This is a genomic window from Paenibacillus sp. FSL R10-2734, assembly GCF_037963865.1.
Taxonomy (GTDB): Bacteria; Bacillota; Bacilli; order Paenibacillales; family Paenibacillaceae; genus Paenibacillus_AQ.
On sequence record NZ_CP150170.1, the window covers coordinates 3950371 to 3970176 of the forward strand.

At 42.4% G+C, this 19806-nt stretch carries 21 protein-coding genes and 2 riboswitches; of the genes, 20 read left to right on the forward strand and 1 reads right to left on the reverse strand.

Annotated elements, in window-relative coordinates; all coding sequences use genetic code 11:
* Positions 1-121 precede the first annotated feature (121 nt).
* From NSS67_RS17350 to murB, 12 genes are all read left to right on the forward strand, one after another.
* Positions 122-280 carry a hypothetical protein gene (locus NSS67_RS17350; protein ID WP_339314656.1) on the forward strand — a complete coding sequence of 53 codons (159 nt, stop codon included), beginning with the start codon at positions 122-124 and terminating at the stop codon, positions 278-280.
* A 98-nt stretch (positions 281-378) separates the two neighbouring features.
* Positions 379-576: a hypothetical protein gene (locus NSS67_RS17355; RefSeq protein ID WP_339314658.1), complete on the forward strand. Its 198-nt coding sequence runs from the start codon at positions 379-381 to the stop codon at positions 574-576.
* Positions 577-1271: 695 nt separating this feature from the next.
* A complete protein-coding gene (locus NSS67_RS17360; RefSeq protein WP_339314660.1) occupies positions 1272-2588 on the forward strand; it encodes a hemolysin family protein in 1317 nt (438 codons plus the stop codon).
* Positions 2589-3623: 1035 nt separating this feature from the next.
* Entirely contained in the window at positions 3624-4376 is a 753-nt protein-coding gene (locus tag NSS67_RS17365) for a DsbA family protein (RefSeq protein ID WP_339314662.1), read from the forward strand.
* Positions 4373-4837: a disulfide oxidoreductase gene (locus NSS67_RS17370; protein WP_339314664.1), complete on the forward strand. Its 465-nt coding sequence runs from the start codon at positions 4373-4375 to the stop codon at positions 4835-4837. The genes NSS67_RS17365 and NSS67_RS17370 overlap by 4 nt, the downstream gene beginning before the upstream one ends.
* Before the next feature lie 197 nt (positions 4838-5034).
* Positions 5035-5192, forward strand: a riboswitch (cyclic di-AMP (ydaO/yuaA leader).
* A gap of 123 nt (positions 5193-5315) precedes the next feature.
* Entirely contained in the window at positions 5316-7133 is a 1818-nt protein-coding gene (locus tag NSS67_RS17375; protein ID WP_339314666.1) for an APC family permease, read from the forward strand.
* A gap of 202 nt (positions 7134-7335) precedes the next feature.
* Complete coding sequence (locus NSS67_RS17380; RefSeq protein WP_339314668.1) at positions 7336-8343, forward strand: iron-hydroxamate ABC transporter substrate-binding protein; 1008 nt, start codon at positions 7336-7338, stop codon at positions 8341-8343.
* A 251-nt stretch (positions 8344-8594) separates the two neighbouring features.
* Positions 8595-9620, forward strand: coding sequence for an iron ABC transporter permease (locus NSS67_RS17385; protein WP_339320625.1), 1026 nt, complete (start codon positions 8595-8597; stop codon positions 9618-9620).
* On the forward strand, positions 9620-10654 hold the full coding sequence (locus NSS67_RS17390; protein WP_339320626.1) for an iron ABC transporter permease: 1035 nt from the start codon (positions 9620-9622) through the stop codon (positions 10652-10654). The genes NSS67_RS17385 and NSS67_RS17390 overlap by 1 nt, the downstream gene beginning before the upstream one ends.
* Before the next feature lie 87 nt (positions 10655-10741).
* On the forward strand, positions 10742-11542 hold the full coding sequence (locus NSS67_RS17395) for an ABC transporter ATP-binding protein (RefSeq protein WP_339314670.1): 801 nt from the start codon (positions 10742-10744) through the stop codon (positions 11540-11542).
* A gap of 48 nt (positions 11543-11590) precedes the next feature.
* Entirely contained in the window at positions 11591-12406 is an 816-nt protein-coding gene (locus NSS67_RS17400) for a Fe-S oxidoreductase (protein WP_339314672.1), read from the forward strand.
* Positions 12407-12581: 175 nt separating this feature from the next.
* On the forward strand, positions 12582-13493 hold the full coding sequence (murB, locus tag NSS67_RS17405) for a UDP-N-acetylmuramate dehydrogenase (protein ID WP_339314674.1): 912 nt from the start codon (positions 12582-12584) through the stop codon (positions 13491-13493).
* Positions 13494-13553: 60 nt separating this feature from the next.
* Here the strand turns inward: murB and NSS67_RS17410 are convergent, their stop codons facing one another.
* Positions 13554-13889: a hypothetical protein gene (locus NSS67_RS17410; protein ID WP_339314676.1), complete on the reverse strand. Its 336-nt coding sequence runs from the start codon at positions 13887-13889 to the stop codon at positions 13554-13556.
* A 213-nt stretch (positions 13890-14102) separates the two neighbouring features.
* Here NSS67_RS17410 and NSS67_RS17415 point away from each other — a divergent pair, with 213 nt between their 5' ends.
* The 8 genes from NSS67_RS17415 (at position 14103) to NSS67_RS17450 (ending at position 19757) form a co-directional block, all read left to right on the forward strand.
* Positions 14103-14951 (forward strand): ABC transporter ATP-binding protein, encoded by an 849-nt coding sequence (locus tag NSS67_RS17415; protein ID WP_339314678.1) that lies wholly within the window; start codon positions 14103-14105, stop codon positions 14949-14951.
* A complete protein-coding gene (locus NSS67_RS17420; RefSeq protein WP_339314680.1) occupies positions 14948-15634 on the forward strand; it encodes an ABC transporter permease in 687 nt (228 codons plus the stop codon). The genes NSS67_RS17415 and NSS67_RS17420 overlap by 4 nt, the downstream gene beginning before the upstream one ends.
* 75 nt (positions 15635-15709) lie before the next feature.
* A riboswitch (PreQ1 riboswitch) is annotated at positions 15710-15753 on the forward strand.
* Positions 15754-15916: 163 nt separating this feature from the next.
* Positions 15917-16390, forward strand: a complete 474-nt coding sequence (queF, locus tag NSS67_RS17425) for a preQ(1) synthase (protein WP_042193989.1) — start codon at positions 15917-15919, stop codon at positions 16388-16390.
* 33 nt (positions 16391-16423) lie between these two features.
* Entirely contained in the window at positions 16424-17086 is a 663-nt protein-coding gene (gene queC, locus NSS67_RS17430) for a 7-cyano-7-deazaguanine synthase QueC (protein ID WP_339314682.1), read from the forward strand.
* On the forward strand, positions 17086-17568 hold the full coding sequence (locus tag NSS67_RS17435) for a 6-carboxytetrahydropterin synthase (protein ID WP_339314684.1): 483 nt from the start codon (positions 17086-17088) through the stop codon (positions 17566-17568). The genes queC and NSS67_RS17435 overlap by 1 nt, the downstream gene beginning before the upstream one ends.
* Positions 17561-18283 (forward strand): 7-carboxy-7-deazaguanine synthase QueE, encoded by a 723-nt coding sequence (queE, locus tag NSS67_RS17440; RefSeq protein ID WP_339314686.1) that lies wholly within the window; start codon positions 17561-17563, stop codon positions 18281-18283. Before NSS67_RS17435 ends, queE begins: the two co-directional genes overlap by 8 nt.
* A gap of 127 nt (positions 18284-18410) precedes the next feature.
* Positions 18411-18935: a cysteine hydrolase family protein gene (locus tag NSS67_RS17445; RefSeq protein WP_339314688.1), complete on the forward strand. Its 525-nt coding sequence runs from the start codon at positions 18411-18413 to the stop codon at positions 18933-18935.
* Positions 18936-18956: 21 nt separating this feature from the next.
* Entirely contained in the window at positions 18957-19757 is an 801-nt protein-coding gene (locus NSS67_RS17450; RefSeq protein ID WP_339314690.1) for a VanW family protein, read from the forward strand.
* Positions 19758-19806: the final 49 nt, after the last annotated feature.

A 19806-nucleotide genomic window follows, 5' to 3' on the forward strand; every position in this document is an offset into this window, starting at 1 on the left:
CATTAACAACTCCCGCCCATGATTATCTTGGCGGGAGTTTATTCGTTCAATAGTAAGAAGTGAGGTAACCGTTCGGTAAGGAAAAATGCTGTTCTTTTTCGTCGTCTTCTCTATACAGAGGATGATGAGTGGTTACTCGGTTCCTGTATGGGAAATCGTTCAGGATTTAAGCACTGATGCCAGCGCACTTTCGGATGCTGGCCAAGTGCATTACCAGTTCACTGATGACCATGAGCAGAAGGGTATCCGCGGCTGGTTACTGAACCAACCATCACGATAGGAGCATGGGGATAACCTCGCTGCTCCTTTTTCCATTTGCATAAAAATCAATATAATGGTTATAATACAAACAAATGTTCTTATTTTGGGGGCGTTCACATGAAAATGAATGTTGGCCAAATAGTTAAAATTGTATATATGGATAAAGCGGGGAAGATCACGCAACGAAAGATTGAGATCAAAGGTATTCGAGACGGTCGTATCAGGGCCAGCTGCATGAATACAGGTGCACCCCGCGTGTTCCTTACATCCAGCATCCTCGCTTGGCAGGCTATATCAGAGAAACGCTATGCTTAGCGACACAGCCCGCAAACTACTGATGATCATGCGGCATTGCTCGGTGCATCACGGGTACATGCCTACGCTAGAGGTACTGGAGACAAAGAGACTATCGATTTCCTCTTTCCGTGAGGCCGTAGCCTCAGTATCAATCATGACCTTGCCTTCTACGAAAATAAGGGTGGAATAAAATGATGACACATAAATAATTACCCCTTCATTGCTGTTGGGACTGACTGATGTTCGAAAATCAGACTAGACTGGCACACGTTACAAATGATTATGAGTGGCAATTGGAACTTCAACGTAAGCTGGAGGTGCTCCGGTTGACGGGACGGGTTCCAAAGGCTTAACATATATAATAGAAGGAACGCATTTATAAGAAATTAGAACAAAAGAAAATCATCTGATAAAATCACGGAAAAATCACATAATCTCTTTTCATTAGTTGGTACTTGTTTCTACTATTAGAAGGTATATGTCCATGAGCGGAAAAAGTAGATCATATTTTTACACTGGTTTTGACCTGTTTTGATGGGCTATGTAATAATATAATAAAGTATATATTCAAAAACGTGATTCTAGACTGGAGATGAAACCATTGGGAAATTGATACTGAAAGGAACAACTGGCAAGCTTCTTGCCAATACTCTGAAAAAACGAAGGAGGTGGGCCTATCCATCTGTATGTTGAATGATGGATAGGATTATAAATTGAGCGACCCTTTACCCGGTATATTACACGTAGGTCTTATTATTCTGTTGGTGTTATTAAATGGATTCTTTGTTTCAGTCGAATATGCAATGGTAAAAGTACGAAGCGGTAGAATTGATACCCTTATTGAAGAAGGTAGTAAAAAAGCTTTAAAAGCAAGAAGCATCGTACGCAACTTGGAAGGTTATCTATCCGCCTGTCAGCTTGGTATTACATTGGCTTCGCTTGCACTAGGATGGCTGGGGCAACCAGCGATTGCAAACCTTGTCGGGCCATTATTAGGAAGTATAGGGTTTGGAGTAACCACTGTTAATGTTGTATCTTTGATTATTGCTCTAATGTTCATTACTATCTTGCATATCGTATTAGGAGAGCTTGCACCTAAGACCATTGCAGTTAACAAGGCTGAATCTGTCCTCTTGCTAACAGCTGGACCGATGAATGTGTTTTACAAGATCATGTATCCAGTGATATGGATCGTAAATGGGATGGCACGTGGTTTATTACGGATCGTCCGTTTAGCCCCTGCTTCAGAGCTGGGAACGGCGCATACGGAAGAAGAAATCCGTATTATCATGCAAGAAAGTAATAAAAGTGGCTTTATTGATAATACCGAAATGACGTTGGTAGACAATATTTTTGAATTTGTTGATACAATGGCTCGGGAGATCATGATTCCTCGGACCGAAATGATCTGCTTGAATAATAATCTTTCAACAGAAGAGAACCTTGAGATTGCTTTTGATGGAATGAGGACGCGTTATCCAGTCTGTGATGGAGATAAGGATCACATTCTAGGCTTCATTCATATCAAGGACTTAATTAGGGATCGTGAACAAAGCTATAATAAATTAATTCGTCCTATACTAACCGTACCAGAATCTATTCAGATTAGTGCTCTGCTGAAGGTCATGCAGCGTGCGAAGACACAAATCGCCATTCTGATTGATGAGTACGGTGGAACTTCCGGAATGGTTACGCTGGAAGATATCATGGAGGAAATTGTGGGAGAAATTCAGGATGAATTCGATGAAGAACGTCCTGGTGTTGAGAAGCTGGGAGAGGATGAACACTCCATTGACGGCTTGATGCTTATTGAAGAGATTAATGATCTTTTGGATCTCCATATGGAAACTGAAGATTATGATACGATTGGCGGTTGGATGTATTCTAAACTGGAGGTTAATCCACCTCAAAAAGGATTGTCTGTAGAATTTGATGATCATCTGTTTATTGTGGAAGAAACGGATAATAAACGGATTTCTCGAATCAAGCTACTGAAGTTGCAGTTATTGACTGAAGAAGCTGGTGCTTAATGAACTAATTTATATTTTTAAGGACACAGTGCTATAGCGCTGTGTCTTTTTTTAACTATAATAGAATTCATAAAATTTCGAGACTGTGGAGAAATGTGAAACGAATTCAAGGGATGGGCCTATATTCAATGGGTGGCCATAGGGAGCCTTGTTTTAATTAAGCACACGCCTCTTTGGGATGTAGAACGGACATGAGAGGACCTTATATCCTCCGAAATGCATGTTTTAGTTGAGCTTACGGACAAATGTATGCGAAAAACAGAATACATTGTGCCGCCGGTAACGTAAACGAGCCAAATGTATGCGAAAAACAGAATACAATGTACCTCCAGTAACGTAAACGAGCCAAATGTATGCGAAAAACCGAACACAATGTGCCACCAGTAACGTAAAGAGCCATATGTATGCGAAAAACCGAATACAATGGGCCGCCGGTGACGTAAACGAGCCAAATGTATGCGAAAAACCGAATACAATGTGCCGCCAGTGACGTAAACGAGCCAAATGTATGCGAAAAACCGAACACAATGTGCCGCCGGTGACGTAAACGAGCCGAATGTATGCGAAAAACCGAACACAATGTGCCGCCGGTGACGTAAACGAGCCGAATGTATGCGAAAAATCGAATACAATGTGCCGCCGGTAACGTAAACAAGCCGAATGTATGCGAAAAACCGAACACAATGTGCCACCGGTAACGTAAACGAGCCAGCGCTGTTATTCGCCCTGAATCACCCGGGAATGGGCTTGTTATTAGGGAATAAATGCAGTATTGTCCGTCCCTTATATATGTGCTCATTTCATCGAAATCAAGGCAATAAGGTCCGTAAGCGGAACCTCACTACGAAGGTGTATGGATACGAGTATGAATTACGGATGTACTCAGCTTGTAACTCTACTTCCAAGTACGCCATCAGGCGTTTTTTTACAGTGGTTTTACAGTATTGTTTGCCAAAAAGAGATTAAAAATTATATAATTTTAAATGTATATGATAAAAACTACATTAGTCCACAGAGGACAGAAAGGAATTCTCCTTGAGTAAACCTAATAAAAGTACAAGCGTTCCCCAGCTAAGCAAACAAGAAAAACGTCGGGTAGAACAGGAGCAGCAAAAGCAGAAGACGAGAATTTTAATTATCAGTTCTATAGCTTTAGTGGTTATCATTTTCGTTGGATTGTTTATGTTAGCCTCGAAAGATGCTGCAAAAAATGCCACTACAGGAGAACCGGTAGCCTTTAATTACAGTGAGCTGCCAAGGATCGGTAAAGAGGATGCACCTGTTAAACTTGTTGAATTTGGAGATTTCAAATGTCCAGCCTGTTCCCAATTTGCTACTTCAGTTAAACCGCAAATTGTTCAAGATTTTGTCAACGAAGGGAAGGCAGCGCTCTACTTTGTAAACATGGCTTTTGTTGGTCCAGACTCTGAGACTGCCTCACTTGCTGCATTATCTGTATATCATCAGAATAATGATGAATTCTGGAAGTTCTATGATGCTGTATATGCACAACAAGGTGATGAAAGCGTAGAATGGGCGACTGAGGATTTCCTTGTAAGCCTTGCGGAGAAAGAGAAGTTAGCTATTGATTACGAATTACTTCGTAAAGACATCAAGGAGCGCACTTATGCGGATGAGCTGAATAAAGGCATTCAGTTGGCAAGCGACTCAGGTGTGACTACTACGCCATCACTCTACATTAATGGAGTAAAAACTGCTGAGCCATTCGACATTGAAGCGATTACAACTGAAATTAACGCCGCTGCAAAAGCTGTGGAGGCAAAGTGACAAAATTCCTATCTTTCTGCAAGCGTAACTGCCTGTATCTGGCCTGGTTTGTATCATTAGTAGCTGTCGCCGGCAGCTTATATCTGAGTGAAGTATTGAAATATGAACCTTGTAAGCTTTGCTGGTTCCAGCGAATTTTCATGTATCCTCAGTTGATCCTATTGGGTATCGCGACGTTTCGAGGGGATAAACGCATCATCCCATATGTACTTCCATTAAGCTTGATTGGTGGCAGTATCTCGATCTATCATTATGCGGAACAAAAGATCCCTGCGTTAAGTAAAATTCTTCCTTGTACGATAGGTGTTCCGTGTAATAAGGATTACTTGAACTTTTTCGGATTTATTACGATTCCTTTCCTTGCGTTAATCGCATTTGCTTTGATTAGTATTTTACTATGGTACGGACGCGAGAAAGAAGAAGTGATGGAGATAGATACAGAGGAAAGCATAGGATTTTGATTTTTAACTTTGTGTGATCCAAAAGAAATATGAAAATCGATTAAAAACACGGTGCAGAGGGATAATTAAAGAGAATGAAAGAGAGCATCCAATAAGACGCTATATTTGCGCTTATTGGATGTTTTTTCATTCTTTTTTCATTTTTTTTCACGCTTTACTGTATACACTTTGTAGACTAATATTAGTCCTTGTGAGAAGTTGAATATGCGCTGAATTTTCTTAGGAAAATCGGGGGAACCAATCTTGGCATTTGTGCCAATGGGGTGAATCGGAAAGGGTCAATTGGACTTGTACCGTAGGGCTATACCACAGCCCGAATCCGCCAGCTAACCTCGTAAGCAAGGTGGGATAATGACCATGCATAGCATGCGGATCATTTCCGTATGCTATTTTTAGTGTCTGCATTTATGAAATCCACCAATGAAAACAGCGCACGGAATCTCCGTTTCCGCTCTCAAAGAAAGGAACTGTATCCACAATGGTAAGCAAGGTAAAACGATTATTGATCGGTCGCCCGATGAAGTCGAACGAACTGGATCATGAAAAGTTATCCAAGGTGAAAGCACTGGCTGTCCTGTCTTCTGATGCGCTCTCGTCTGTAGCCTACGGAACCGAACAAATTCTAATTGTACTAGTGGCTGCAGGATTTACTGCCATCTGGTATTCCCTGCCAATTGCATTAGCCGTATTGGGCCTGCTGGCCATCCTGATATTATCCTATCGGCAGACGATTTATGCTTATCCGCAAGGAGGCGGAGCATACATCGTAGCCAAGAGTAATCTTGGTATACCGACAGGTCTCCTAGCAGGAGGGTCTTTATTAGTGGATTACATTCTGACTGTAGCAGTTAGTGCTTCGGCAGGGACGGATGCAATCACATCTGCTTTTCCAAGTCTACACAATCATACCGTTCTCATTGCAGTATCAGTTATTATTCTTCTAACTTTAGTTAATCTTCGCGGAGTTACAGAATCAGCTTCATTCATCGCAATCCCAGTGTATTTGTTTGTGGTTTCGATTGTAGTTCTGATCATCTCCGGTATTATCAAATATGCGCTAGGTGGCGTGCATGCACATGTACCTGAAATAGGTGCTGCTGTATCCAATGTCAGTTTGTTTCTGCTGTTAAAAGCTTTTAGCTCTGGCTGTTCGGCACTCACAGGTGTAGAGGCCGTATCAAATGCGATTCCAAACTTTAAAGCACCAGCAGAAAAGAACGCAGCCAAGACTTTAATGATCATGGGGATCATACTTGGCTTTATGTTTACGGGTATCACACTGTTAGCGTATTGGTACGGAATCGTGCCTGACGAAAAAGCTACTGTTGTTTCGCAGATTGCTGAATCGACCTTTGGTCGCGGCACCTTGTACTTTTTTATTCAAGGTATCACTGCAGTGATCTTGTTCTTGGCAGCTAATACAGCTTACTCAGCATTTCCATTGCTCGCCTTTATGTTTGCAAAAGACAAATATATGCCACATGCTTTTATGGTCCGTGGTGACCGTCTGGGCTTCTCCAATGGTATTATTTTTCTAGGGGTTCTGTCTGCCGTGCTTGTAGCTGCATTCCACGGAAATACAGAAAGCTTGATCCCTCTTTATGCGGTAGGTGTATTTATACCTTTTACATTGTCACAACTGGGAATGATGGTTCATTGGTTCAAAACAAAGCCGGCGGGTTGGCAAAGAAGATTTATTGTGAATACCATCGGTATGCTTACCACATTAACGATTACACTTATTTTTATCATTACAAAATTTTCAAGCGTATGGATGGCCTTTATCTTCTTACCTGCTGTAATGTTCGTGTTCCATCGTATTCACAAGCACTATTTGAACACCGCAGATCAGCTTCGTATATGTCCGGATACAGATAAACCTGTGATTAAAGGAAGTACGGTTGTTGTCCCTGTTGCCGGTGTAACACGTGCTGTACTGCATTCCATCAGCTATGCCAAGTCACTTACGGATAATGTTGTTGCAGTGTATGTTGGCTTTGATGATGAAGACATTCATAAGATGGAGCAACGGTGGGTGGAGTGGAATCCAGGTGTACGCCTGATTGTACTTCGATCTAGATATCGCAGTATTATTCGTCCGTTAATAAAATTTATCGATACAGTGGAGTGGAAGACAGCAGAGACGGATCATATCACTATTTTGATTCCACAGTTTATTACTAAGCATTGGTGGCAAGCTGTGCTTCACAATCAGACCAGCTTTTTAATCCGCTCGTATCTAATGAATCAAAAAGATGTTGTGGTGGCGACTGTCCCATATCATTTGAATAAATAATGGACCATTAAGGAGAGGCTATATCCGGAACGTTCGGAATATAGCCTCTTTTTGTATTTTTATAGAAGGAAATTGTTGCAAATTCACAAAATTCAAAATTTATATGTTGACATAGATAATGAGAATCAATATCATTTAGAAGTGAAACAAGATAGACAACATCTTTGAATAACATAGCGTGTACACACTAGGAGGGTTTTTAATGTTTTTGTTTAACAGAAAAAGATTTGGAAGCATGAAATTAACGATGGTCGGATTAATGGTGATGGTGCTATTTTTATCCGCTTGCGGTAATAATAATTCCGGTAACACTTCAAACGCAGGAACTGAGTCAACGACAGCACCAGCTGCTGAAGCCACAGAAGCTCCCGCAGCGCCTAGAACATTAACTGATGCAATGGGACATGAAGTGACTATTCCGGCCAATCCACAACGTGTACTGGGTTCTTATTTAGAAGATTCTTTGGTAACACTAGGGGTAACTCCAGTAGCACAATGGTCAGTGCCTAATGGTGTTCAAGATTATCTATCCGCTGAATTGAAGGATGTTCCTACGATAAGCTACGACCTTCCGCTTGAGGCTGTAACCAGCTTTGCACCAGATCTAATTCTCATTCCGTCAGAGTCTTCTGTACAGAATGGTATTTATGATCAATTGAATAAGATTGCACCTACTTATGTTATTGGAGACGAACTAAATCAAGATTGGCGTAAATCGCTGCTCAAGATCGGTGAGATCCTTAACAAGACCACTGAGGCAGAACAAGCGATTAAAGATTATGAAGCGAAAGCAGCAGAAGCAAAAGAAAAGCTTGCAGGATCTATTGGAAAAGAGTCTGTAGCTATTCTTTGGCTAGTGCAAAAGAACTTCTACATTGTTGACGAGACTCGCAGTAGTGGAGCTGTATTGTATACAGATCTTGGAGTCACCCTACCTAACCTAGTCACAGAGATTCCAGCAGGAACAAGAGCAACCTGGAATCCCATTTCCCTTGAGAAGTTGTCTGAGTTGACAGCAGATCATATTTTCTTAGTGAATAGTGATAAAACTGAGGGTTCAGAAATTCTGGATAGTGCAATTTGGAAAGGTATTCCGGCTGTAAAAGCAGGGAACGTGCATGAAATGAGTTCAACAAGCAGCTGGCTATACAGTGGTGCGAATGCAGGTACCAAAATCATTGACGATGTATTGGAAAACCTTGTGAAATAAGAGCTTGTAATTCACCGTTAATGAGCTTTTCATTTCGGTGTGAGAAATGCGTGCAGATTAAGTATCTAAGGATACAAAGATCTGCACCATTTTTTTATAAACTACTCATTAATGTAGAAAAATGTTTCTCCATTGTGCATATTAAATATTTTTGCGATAATGAGAATGATTGTTGTTATCATCTAAAACGTTGTAGCTATTTAATAAGGAGACGACTTATGGATACACCCTCAGAATCCACACACCAAAAGATGAATTTAGAAAAGGAAAAAGCTCTACATTCGAGGCCGGCATCTGCAATTGGTATCATCATTTTTGGCCTCGCTGCCATAGCTTTTGGACTGGCACTTTCTGTCTCCCTAGGTGCAGCAGATATCAAGTTAACAACAGTATGGGATGCCATATTTCGATTTAATCCAGATCTTCAGCAGCATCAAGTGATTAGAGAACTACGATTACCCCGTGCAATAGCTGGGGCCTTGGTCGGTGCTTGCTTTGCAGTTGCAGGGGCAATCATGCAGGGAATGACACGAAATCCGCTTGCGGATTCAGGTCTGCTTGGATTAAATGCGGGGGCAGGTGTAGCGCTGGCATTAGTATTTGCCTTTGCACCTTCACTTTCATTTACTTCTCTCATGTTGTTTTGCTTTATCGGTGCAGCCGCAGCCTCATTGATCGTGTTCGGTATTGGGTCTCTCTCCTATAATGGACTGACACCCTTACGTTTGACGCTCGCAGGCTCAGCAGTCAGTGCACTACTAGTCGCGATTAGTCAGGGCGTAGCCATCCTCTTCAACTTATCCCAGGATATAGCCTTCTGGTTAGCCGGTGGAATGGGCGGGGCAAGCTGGACTCAGATAAAGATTATATTCCCTTGGGTTGTGGTGGCATTAATCGCAGCCCTGATGTTATCTCGATCGGTCACGTTGCTTAGCTTAGGAAGGGAAGTGGCGGCTGGTCTAGGACAGCGGACGAGATTAGTACAGGTGGCTTGTATGATTGTTGTGGTCATTCTAGCGGGTAGTGCAGTCTCAACCGTTGGACCTGTTGCTTTTGTAGGACTTATCATTCCGCATGTTACGCGTTATTTGGTCGGAGTAGACTACCGCTGGATAATTCCTTGCTCGGCCATTCTCGGGAGCTTATTGATTCTCTTTGCGGACATTGCCGCTAGAATGATTAATGCACCTTATGAGACGCCGCTTGGAGCTTTAATCGCACTTATTGGTGTACCTTTCTTCATTTACTTAGCGAGTAAGCGGAAAGGGGAACTATGATGCCTAAGTTTACCCTTTCTCCGTATGAAAAAGAACGCCGCTCACAAGGAATAACAGTGTTATCACTGTTTGCTATATTGATCATCGTAGTATTTATAATCAGCATGAATACTGGATTTATGCGTCTATCGCCACTGGAAGTTTTACATACTCTAATGGGTGATGGAACACATCAGCAAAAGCTTATTTTATTTGATTTTAGATTACCACGCATAGTCATTTCATTGTTAGTCGGTGCAGGCTTTGCAGTTTCTGGATGTATCCTACAGAGCCTATCGCGAAATGCACTAGCTGAACCGGCTACGCTGGGAATAAGTGCTGGTGCTGGTTTTGCGGTGATCATCTTTATCTCCTTCTTTCCGGCAACAACAGCAGCTCCTATATTTGTACTCCCGCTATTGGCGCTTGGAGGAGCTGGCTTAACCGCAGCCCTAATCTATATCCTTGCTTATCGGAAAGAGGATGGTCTATCCCCTACACGGCTGATACTCATTGGGATTGCAGTCGCTGCAGGAATCAATGCAGTTCAACTAGTGTTAGCATTACGCCTTGATCCTAATAACTATCAGTTTGTAGCTACATGGATCGCCGGGAAAATATGGGGTGGAGATTGGAGATTTGTACTTGCTCTACTTCCTTGGATAGCGATTCTGTTACCGTTCGCCTTCTATAAAGCCCGGATTCTTAATGTTTTGAATCTAGGTGATCATACTTCAGTAGGACTTGGTATGCGAGTAGAGAAGGAACGCATTATGCTTCTTGTAACAGCGGTAGCACTTGCTGGCGCTTGTGTCGCTGTAAGCGGAGGTATTGGCTTCGTCGGTCTAATTGCTCCTCATCTAGCTCGTAGGCTAGTAGGCCCAAGACATCAGATTCTGTTACCTACATGTGCTTTTACAGGGGCACTACTAATGATTACCGCTGATACGATCGGAAGATGGGTGTTACAACCTGCAGAAGTTCCTACTGGTATTGTGGTTGCGATTATAGGCGCACCTTACTTTTTATATTTGCTCGCTAAATCAAAAGCGTAAAACAACGCGTATGCTTATCAAGCGAGTTTTACTATGTAGTTCAATCTAGGAGCTTAGCTCCATAAAACTTTTAAGGAGTTGTAAATCATGTCAGAACGTTTGAATACAGAAGAATTAAGTATCGGGTATGCGGAAGCTACAATTGTTAAAGGGTTGAACTTGACCATTCCAACGGGGAAAATTACAGCGCTTGTAGGCGCAAACGGTTCTGGTAAATCAACCATCCTCAAAACCATGGCCCGGATCATGAAACCGAAGAGCGGAAGCGTGATGCTGGACGGCAAATCGATCCATAATTTCTCTACAAAAGAGGTCGCTCGTCAGCTTGCGATTCTACCGCAAAACCCAACGGCTCCTGATGGTTTAACAGTGTCCGAGCTGGTTAGCTATGGCCGTTTCCCGCATCAAAAAGGGTTTGGAACGATGACAGCAGAAGATCGTAGCATTATCTCCAACGCTATTTCCGTCACTGGAATGGAGCCTTTCCATGATCGACCGATTGACCGTCTATCTGGAGGACAACGTCAGCGCGCTTGGATCGCTATGGCATTGGCACAAGAGACAGACATTCTATTCCTAGACGAGCCAACAACTTTTCTTGATATGGCCCATCAGCTTGAAGTTCTTCAACTTCTACAAAAGCTGAATGAGGAAGAGGGACGTACGATTATCATGGTGGTGCATGATCTGAATCATGCTACTCGCTATGCGCAGCATATGGTAGCTATTAAGTCTGGTAGTGTGATTAGTGAAGGTTCCCCTACTGAAGTAATGACACCAGATGTGCTACGCGAAGTATTTGGAATTGAAGCAGATATTGTTCCTGATCCACGTACGGGTGTGCCGTTGTGTCTTCCTTACGAGCTTGCAGCTTATAAAGCGGTGTAATAGTAACCATTTCAGTTTTATCAAGCTGTGAAGAGGAGTGATGATTTAATGATCGAAGTTCAGAAGATGATGGAAGATATCAAGTCTCGACTAGATCTTCATTCTTCTCCGCCGGAGGGTGCACTTTATTCGTTTTCGACAATGAAATTGACAGAGGAAGAAAACCTTAAAGCCTTTGTTCAATGTTATGGTCCACTGCTGAAGGCTTTAGATGATAAGGTCGTTGCCGCTTACTTTGCCAATTGGTTCTCAAATGTTGCCCTTTCTTTACAATATTCGTTATCAAAATACTCCTCAGCACTGGATCTAAGTTTATCTAATTTATTGCTTCATCTTGTACCTACGGAGCGCTCCTGTTGGATTACATTCTCAGTGGAAGAGGTTCGGTTTATTCCCGCTCCTACCCATCAAAGGGAGCGGGAGGATTGGTGCAAAGAAATTCTAACAACGTTCTATAGGGATACAGCAGCACCTTTGATTCGACTTATATCTGAAGTTTGCGGCCTCGCCATTGGAGAGGTTTGGGGACAGATGCCTACAAAGTTCAATTACTATTTTGAGGTTTGGGAAAAAGAAATTAGCGATTGTAATCAATTACAGCAGCTGCGAGAAGATTATCATTACTTGATGCACGGTTTACCCGCTGAAGTGTTCGGCTTATCAAGAAATCCTTTTCTAGTAACTGTACGTAACGTTGAGAGTCTTACAGATTCTGAAGCTACGATACAACTCCGTAATCGCTGTTGCCTACACTATCTTACTATTGACGGTGATTATTGTTACAGATGTCCTCGTATTAAAGAAGAGGAGAGAGCTTCACGTAGACTCGAATATCGTAAACAAATGGCCTCATCGGATGTATAGGGTTATAAAGGCACAGATTGTTTCATACTAATATGTAAATCATACGACTACAGGCTCCCGTCATTGACAAGGGAGCCTGTTCGTTGTTACAGTTGTGGTTGCCTGCATTTCATCGATATCATAATTTAAAATAGATCAAGAACCATCATTTATACATGGTTAAAGGAGCATGAACATGAATATTGACAAAATTCAAGATGACCTACAAAAGCTAATGACTGCAGGAATAGTGAAGAGTCATGAGAACTTAAAAGATCACGTGTATACCAAAATGGGCGGTAAAGCTGATATTTTGGCAGCACCAGCTACTTATGAAGAAATTCAAAAGATCGTTACATATGCTGAACAGAATGGGATAACACTGACGGTACTTGGGAACGGCTCCAATGTGATTATCCGTGATGGCGGTGTGCGTGGGATCGTTCTGCAAACGGCAGGACTAACTGAAATGGGAATTCGCGATAATCTCTTGTATGCTCAATGCGGTGCCAAAATCATTGATGTTTCCAAATATGCATTGGATATGGAGCTTACGGGTCTGGAGTTCGCCTGCGGCATTCCTGGAACGGTTGGTGGAGCACTTTACATGAACGCAGGTGCCTATGGCGGAGAAGTAAAAGATGTGCTGCATAGTGCGCTGGCTATAACTAAGAGCGGACAGTTGGTGACTCTTCAAGGTGATGAGCTGCAATGGGGATACAGAAAAAGCGTATTCGCAAGCGGTGAGTATATCGTGCTTGAGGCCAACTTTGCTATGACTACCGGAGATGCATTAACCATCAAAGCTAAAATGGATGAACTAACCTACCTGCGTGAATCAAAGCAGCCACTGGAGTATCCATCCTGCGGGAGTGTCTTTAAACGTCCTCCAGGTCGTTTTGCAGGACAGTTAATTCAGGAAAGCGGTTTGCAAGGCACAAGAATTGGTGGTGCTGAAGTATCCAAAAAGCATGCTGGATTTATAGTGAATGCAGATAATGCTACAGCCAGTGATTATATCGGTCTAATCCACCATGTAAGAGCGACTGTCAAAGATAAATTTGGCGTGGAGCTGGAAACTGAAGTGGAGATCATTGGAGAAGAGTAATTTAGACTTAGAAAGAGCCCGCAGCTTACTGTGGGCTCTTTTGCTGTCATCGCAAGTTGTTTAATCCACTGAAAGAATATATTTAGCTCTGTCTGTAGTGATTTCCGCCTTACGATCACTTATATCCTCAATACGAAGTCCATCAATAGCTAAGTCATAGGTGGAGTGTGGTAGCGATACTAGCTCACCATCGGCGTTTAAAGTGCTGCCAAATCCTTTTAATATTAATGCACTCCCCAGATAATCATCGATAACATCCTCCGCACTCCGAAACTCCACTGCCTCTAGATTAAAATGAATTTTATCCAGATCACGCAGCTCTTTCTTCTCAATAACAATCGTTTCATTCACATGACTGTTTATCCAATCCATAAGTTTCTGTATGCTTTGTTCCATCAGACAATCCCACCCTTACCTCGAAGATTATTATGTTTAAGTTACCCTTTTCTTTAAGTTTGAATCCATATTTTTGCCACATCTCAGTATCTAAGAACACAGGAAGGTGCCAAGGAATAGCGAATGTTACAGATTAGCAACATCAGAGATAATCCCCTACAACCAGAATAAGGATAGAAGGAAGTTAACTATTCAGAAAAGGTGGTAGTGCCATTGATTCAGTTAACCGAGGTCTCAAAGTTTTATCAGGAGAGGTGTGCGGTAGATCGAATTACTTTTGCGGTGGAGAAGGGAGAGGTATTTGGATTTCTGGGTCCTAATGGTGCTGGGAAAACAACAACGATGCGGATGATGACGGGTCTTCTTCAGCCTACAATAGGTGAAATATTAATTAATGACATGAATATTTCACGGCATAAAAAAGAAATTCATGCGCAAATTGGTGTTGTTTTCGAGCTTCCAAACCTTTACATGCGTAGTTCTATACGAGATAACCTAAAGCTATTTGCTGAATTGTATGATGTACCCGTAAAGCGAGTAAATGATGTGATGGAAACCCTCCAACTGTTTGACAAGGAAAAAGCTAAGGTGAGTAGCTTGTCCAAAGGCTGGAAGCAGCGCGTTCTAATCGCCAGAGCATTATTACATAAGCCTCTTGTGTTGTTCTTAGATGAGCCTACCAGTGGATTAGATCCAAATTCAGCTTCACTCATTCGTAATCATATCAAGAGAATTCAAGATGAAGGCACAACCATTGTCTTAACGACGCATGATATGCAAGAAGCCGAAGAATTAAGTGATAGAGTAGGCATCATGCACGCAGGAGCATTAGTGGCACTAGGAGAACCCCACAAGCTTAAGAGCATATATGGTAAACCAGAAATTGAAGTTAAATATCTACAGGATGGGGAAGTTGTTAAGAAATCCTGGCCGATAGAGGTAGAAGCAACAAAAGATCATATATATCAGCTAATGTCTACTAATCAAATCTTAAGTATGCACAGTAAAGAGGCTTCACTGGCAGATGTATTCGCTGCCCTGACGGGAAGTGAGCTGAGTTGAGCCATCAAATCTGGAAGCTGTTTAAGCATGAATGTAAGGATATACTTCGTAATCCAGCGACTGTGATTTTAATTATTTTGCCTATATTTATGGCTAAGGTAATCATTACTGTAGTGGACAAGGGCGGTCTTGACTTCATGCTACTTTCTACTTGGATATTGTTTGCGCAAGTGATGGTAGGGATCATGATTACCGGCCCTGGGTTAATTGAGGAGCGGGAGAGTAAGACTTTTGATGCACTGCTGATCACCCCGTTAAGCAGAGGGCAGATCATTACTGCTAAAGCTGGATCTGTTCTTGTTTTTTCTTTGTTTTCACAGCTGATAGTGTATGTATTAAATCAAGGTCTGACAATGAATTTATTACCTGCGTTGTTATTTATGTTATTGGGTGGAATTATCTTTGTACAAGTTGGAATCATCATTGGATTAAAGGTAAGTTCCTCCAAAAATGGTTCGGCCATCAGCTCCGCGTTTATGGTTGTTTTTTTCTTAGTAGCTTCTGTTTATTTGGCTCTTCCTGAATGGACCTATCCGATATTTGCTGTTCTGCCAAGTATTGAAATTGTCCAGAATCTAAACAGTATTCTTATTGGAGAAGGATTATTGCTCGTAGAAAGTCTGCTTTTGCTCTTGTGGATGGCGGTGCTATCGGTCTGGATTTGGAAGACGGGTAAAGAGTAGAACTTGTCAGAATGAGGTTACCCATGGTATAGTTCAAGACGCAATAAGCTTGAAGAAGAAGTCTGCACGGATTGTGCAGGAGAGGTTCGCGAACTCCCTCTATAAAAAACTAAGAGTATATTAAATATTATAAACGGATGTTGTCCTTTAACTGGACGCTGCCTCCGTTTCTTCTTAGTGGAGCCAAGTTTTCGAAATCTCGTTCTTCTTTCCATTACCGGCCAAGGCCGAAGGAAAAGAGAGGGGTTTTTTGTCGTGTCAGAAGGAAGATTGCAAGAGGAAATGCAAGAAGTCACTTTGCTTGGTAATCAGGGAACGCAGTACAAGTTTGGTTATGATCCAGCTATTCTTGAGGTGTTTGATAACAAGCATCCTGGGCGAGATTATTTTGTTAAATTCAACTGCCCTGAGTTCACAAGCTTGTGTCCTGTAACGGGTCAGCCGGATTTTGCCACACTGTATATTTCGTATATCCCTGAACAGAAGATGGTGGAATCCAAATCATTAAAGCTATATCTGTTTAGCTTCCGTAACCACGGTGACTTTCATGAGGACTGTGTCAACATTATTATGAATGACCTGATCTCACTGATGGATCCGCGTTACATTGAGGTATGGGGCAAGTTCACTCCGCGTGGAGGCATATCGATTGATCCTTATTGCAACTATGGAAGACCGGGTACGAAGTATGAGGCGATGGCGGAGCACCGCTTAATGAATCACGACCTCTATCCGGAAAAAGTGGACAACCGCTAATCCCCATAAGTTGATAAATAAGGAGAGATTAAGATGAACAAAAAAGCACTCGTCGTATTCAGCGGCGGACAAGATAGCACCACTTGCCTAGTTTGGGCTTTGAAGCAGTTTGAGGAAGTACAGGTAGTTACCTTCAACTACAATCAGCGTCATGCAGCTGAAATCGAAGTTGCAACAGAAATAGCTGCTAAGTTTAATGTGAAACAGCATATCCTTGACCTTGGACTGCTAAATCAGCTGGCACCAAATGCACTCACACGTCAGGATATTGATATCGTTGCTGGCGAAGGTGATGAGCTTCCGAGTACGTTTGTGGACGGACGGAATCTGTTGTTTTTATCTTTTGCCGCAATATTAGCTAAACAGCTGGGTTACTCCCATATCGTTACTGGTGTCTGCCAAACGGACTTTAGTGGGTATCCGGACTGCCGTGATGTTTTTGTGAAATCACTGAATGTTACACTCAATTTATCTATGGACTATGAGTTTGCGATTCACACTCCACTGATGTGGCTAGATAAGAAAGAAACGTGGAAGATGGCCGATGAACTGGGTTACTTTGATTATGTTCGCGAGCACACATTGACCTGTTATAACGGTATTATTGGCAGTGGCTGCGGCTCTTGTCCAGCTTGTCTATTGCGTCAGCGTGGACTTGAGCAATATGAGGCAGAGAGAACGGAGGTCGGTTCTTAATGCTTAATGAAGTCTCAGTCTGCAAAATATTTACGTTTGACGCGGCGCATCAGTTAGTGGGTCACAAGGGGAAATGCAGCAACCTACACGGACATACGTATAAGCTCGAAGTAGTGCTAAAGGGCAAACCTGTGGCTGCGGAAGGCCACTCAGACGAAGGTTTTGTTATTGATTTCAGCGATATCAAAACGACAGTGCAACAAAGTCTTGTAGACCGTCTAGATCACGCTTTTCTGGCTATGGGAAATGAACCTATATTAGAGACTTTAACGAACACAGGATCTAAGGTAGCCTTGTTGTCTTTCCGAACCACTGTTGAAAATATGTCCTGTTATATAGCCTACAAGCTTAAACAAACAGGGTTGCCGCTGTATTCGGTAAAACTGTGGGAGACACCAACCTCCTGGGCTGAAGTATTGGCTGAGGATATTCCCGAAGCAGGGCCGTCATACCGCTTGTATGGAGGCTGTGACTGTGAGTAAGATTCCCGTAATTGAAATGTTCGGTCCAACCATTCAAGGTGAAGGTGCGGTAATTGGTGTGAAGACGATGTTTGTCCGCACCTATGGTTGTGATTATCGCTGTGGCTGGTGTGACTCCGCATTTACTTGGGATGGTACTGCTAAGGATAAGGTTCGAATGCTGGCTGCGGATGAAATCATGGATGAACTACTGGACCTAGCGGGAGATAATTTCGACTGTGTTACGATTTCAGGCGGTAATCCTGCTTTGATTGGTGAAGGGATGGGTTCTTTTATCAACTTGCTTCATGAGCGAGGGAAACAAGCGGCTATAGAGACCCAGGGTAGTAAATGGCAGGAATGGTTCAACGACGTGGATGTGCTGACGATTAGTCCGAAACCACCAAGCTCAGGGATGACGACGAATTGGGAAATGCTAGATAACATCATGAGTAGGATGGAGAATCTTGGACGTTCCACGCATAGTTTAAAGGTCGTAGTGTTTGATGATAGGGATTTTGATTATGCAAAAGACATTCACCAGCGATATCCAAATGTGCAGCTATTCCTGCAGCCTGGTAATGATGATGTCACTGAAGAGGGCAACATTTCTGCCCGACTTCTTGGAAGGCTGGAATGGTTGTTTAATAAAGTAATCGTAGACTCTGAGATGAATAGAGTACGCGTGCTTCCTCAGTTGCATGCTTTGATCTGGCATAATAAGCGTGGCAAGTGAAAAATATTGAAATGTAAGGGGTGTCTGCTTAGCAGATGCCCTTTTTTGTTGAAAAGAGTCTTCAAATAGGTAGATTGATAGCCTCATTTTCTGGTATGATTTTCATAAAAGTTATAGGAGGTACCTAATGGGAATTTCAACCGCACTATTAATTATTGATGTTCAAGAAGCTATGTTCTCCTATCCTGATCAAAAGCTGTACGATGAAGAGGGTGTGATGGAAAGGATTATTTCCCTTCAGCACAAAGCTAGGGTGGCAGGTACTCCAATTGTTTATATTCAACACACAGAAGATGAGGAATACACAAAAGGTACACCTACATGGCAGATCAGTCACCGGATCACACCACAGGAAGGCGAGGTTATTGTTGAGAAGCCCACTTGGGATGCCTTTCACCAAACAGTGCTGCAAGATGAGCTACAAAAGCTCGGGATCACGAATCTGGTGATTTGTGGGATGCAAAGTGAGTTCTGCCTAGATACGACGATAAGACGCGCATACAGTATGGGATATAAGAGTGTTCTCGTCCAAGATGCTCATAGCACCTTTGATAATGGGGTTCTGAATAGTAGTGAGATCGTTAAGCATCATAATGCAGTAATCGGAGGGAGATTCGCCCAGTTACGAGCTGAAAGCGAGGTTCAGTTCTAGATGAATACACCTCAGGCGGCCATGAAACCTATTCAGCGTTCTCGACTTAGACTATTTGCCGGAAAGCGATATTTTATTTGGAAAAGATATTTGAAATGGTGCACAAGCCGCAGCAAGGTGGCGAAGCAGCGCACTAGTGATATTTTATCTTATGAGGCAATGACTCACGCTACACCGTTATTAAGAAGTCTTCGGAATGTAGATATGGTGCTTCAATACAATAAAATAACTAATATACGGCTGGCGATCGCGAAACTGGATGGACTCATGGTGCGGCCTGGGGAAACTTTCTCCTATTGGAGAAGCATTGGTAAGCCTAGTAAGCGAAAAGGCTATTTGGAGGGTATGGTGCTGCATTATGGCGGTTTTCATTCTGGAGTTGGCGGGGGGCTATGCCAGTTGTCCAATTTGATCTACTGGATGACATTGCATACACCACTTACCGTTACGGAACGGCATCGTCATAGCTATGATGTATTTCCAGATGAACAGCGTACACAGCCTTTTGGAAGCGGGGCCACCTGTTCTTATAATTATTTGGATCTTCAAGTGAAGAATAACACGAATCAAACGTATCAATTAAAGCTCTGGCTGAATGATAGTCATTTGTTTGGGGAATGGAGATGCGATGAGCAGCCCCTCTATAAATATGAAGTGTACGAAAGTGATCATCGGATTAGCTTGGAGCCTTGGGGCGGATATATACGAAGTAACAAGATTAGTCGAAAAATATTCACGCGTACCGGCGACCTAGTTGGAGATGAAGCTGTAACGGATAACTACGCGCTTATGATGTATTCCCCACTTCTTCATAAAGCATAAGCTTTCGTCAGAAATGACATTGCATATGCTTTTTTTAGTGAAATTCAAT

Bases quoted from the DNA above. Each gene is read 5' to 3' on its own strand.
- NSS67_RS17350 (WP_339314656.1), top strand. From the start codon at position 122: ATGATGAGTGGTTACTCGGTTCCTGTATGGGAAATCGTTCAGGATTTA.
- NSS67_RS17355 (WP_339314658.1), top strand. From the start codon at position 379: ATGAAAATGAATGTTGGCCAAATAGTTAAAATTGTATATATGGATAAA.
- NSS67_RS17375 (WP_339314666.1), top strand. From the start codon at position 5,316: ATGGTAAGCAAGGTAAAACGATTATTGATCGGTCGCCCGATGAAGTCG.
- NSS67_RS17380 (WP_339314668.1), top strand. From the start codon at position 7,336: ATGTTTTTGTTTAACAGAAAAAGATTTGGAAGCATGAAATTAACGATG.
- NSS67_RS17385 (WP_339320625.1), top strand. From the start codon at position 8,595: ATGAATTTAGAAAAGGAAAAAGCTCTACATTCGAGGCCGGCATCTGCA.
- NSS67_RS17390 (WP_339320626.1), top strand. From the start codon at position 9,620: ATGCCTAAGTTTACCCTTTCTCCGTATGAAAAAGAACGCCGCTCACAA.
- NSS67_RS17395 (WP_339314670.1), top strand. From the start codon at position 10,742: ATGTCAGAACGTTTGAATACAGAAGAATTAAGTATCGGGTATGCGGAA.
- NSS67_RS17400 (WP_339314672.1), top strand. From the start codon at position 11,591: ATGATCGAAGTTCAGAAGATGATGGAAGATATCAAGTCTCGACTAGAT.
- murB (WP_339314674.1), top strand. From the start codon at position 12,582: ATGAATATTGACAAAATTCAAGATGACCTACAAAAGCTAATGACTGCA.
- NSS67_RS17410 (WP_339314676.1), bottom strand. From the start codon at position 13,889: ATGGAACAAAGCATACAGAAACTTATGGATTGGATAAACAGTCATGTG.
- queF (WP_042193989.1), top strand. From the start codon at position 15,917: ATGCAAGAAGTCACTTTGCTTGGTAATCAGGGAACGCAGTACAAGTTT.
- queC (WP_339314682.1), top strand. From the start codon at position 16,424: ATGAACAAAAAAGCACTCGTCGTATTCAGCGGCGGACAAGATAGCACC.
- NSS67_RS17435 (WP_339314684.1), top strand. From the start codon at position 17,086: ATGCTTAATGAAGTCTCAGTCTGCAAAATATTTACGTTTGACGCGGCG.
- NSS67_RS17445 (WP_339314688.1), top strand. From the start codon at position 18,411: ATGGGAATTTCAACCGCACTATTAATTATTGATGTTCAAGAAGCTATG.
- NSS67_RS17450 (WP_339314690.1), top strand. From the start codon at position 18,957: ATGAAACCTATTCAGCGTTCTCGACTTAGACTATTTGCCGGAAAGCGA.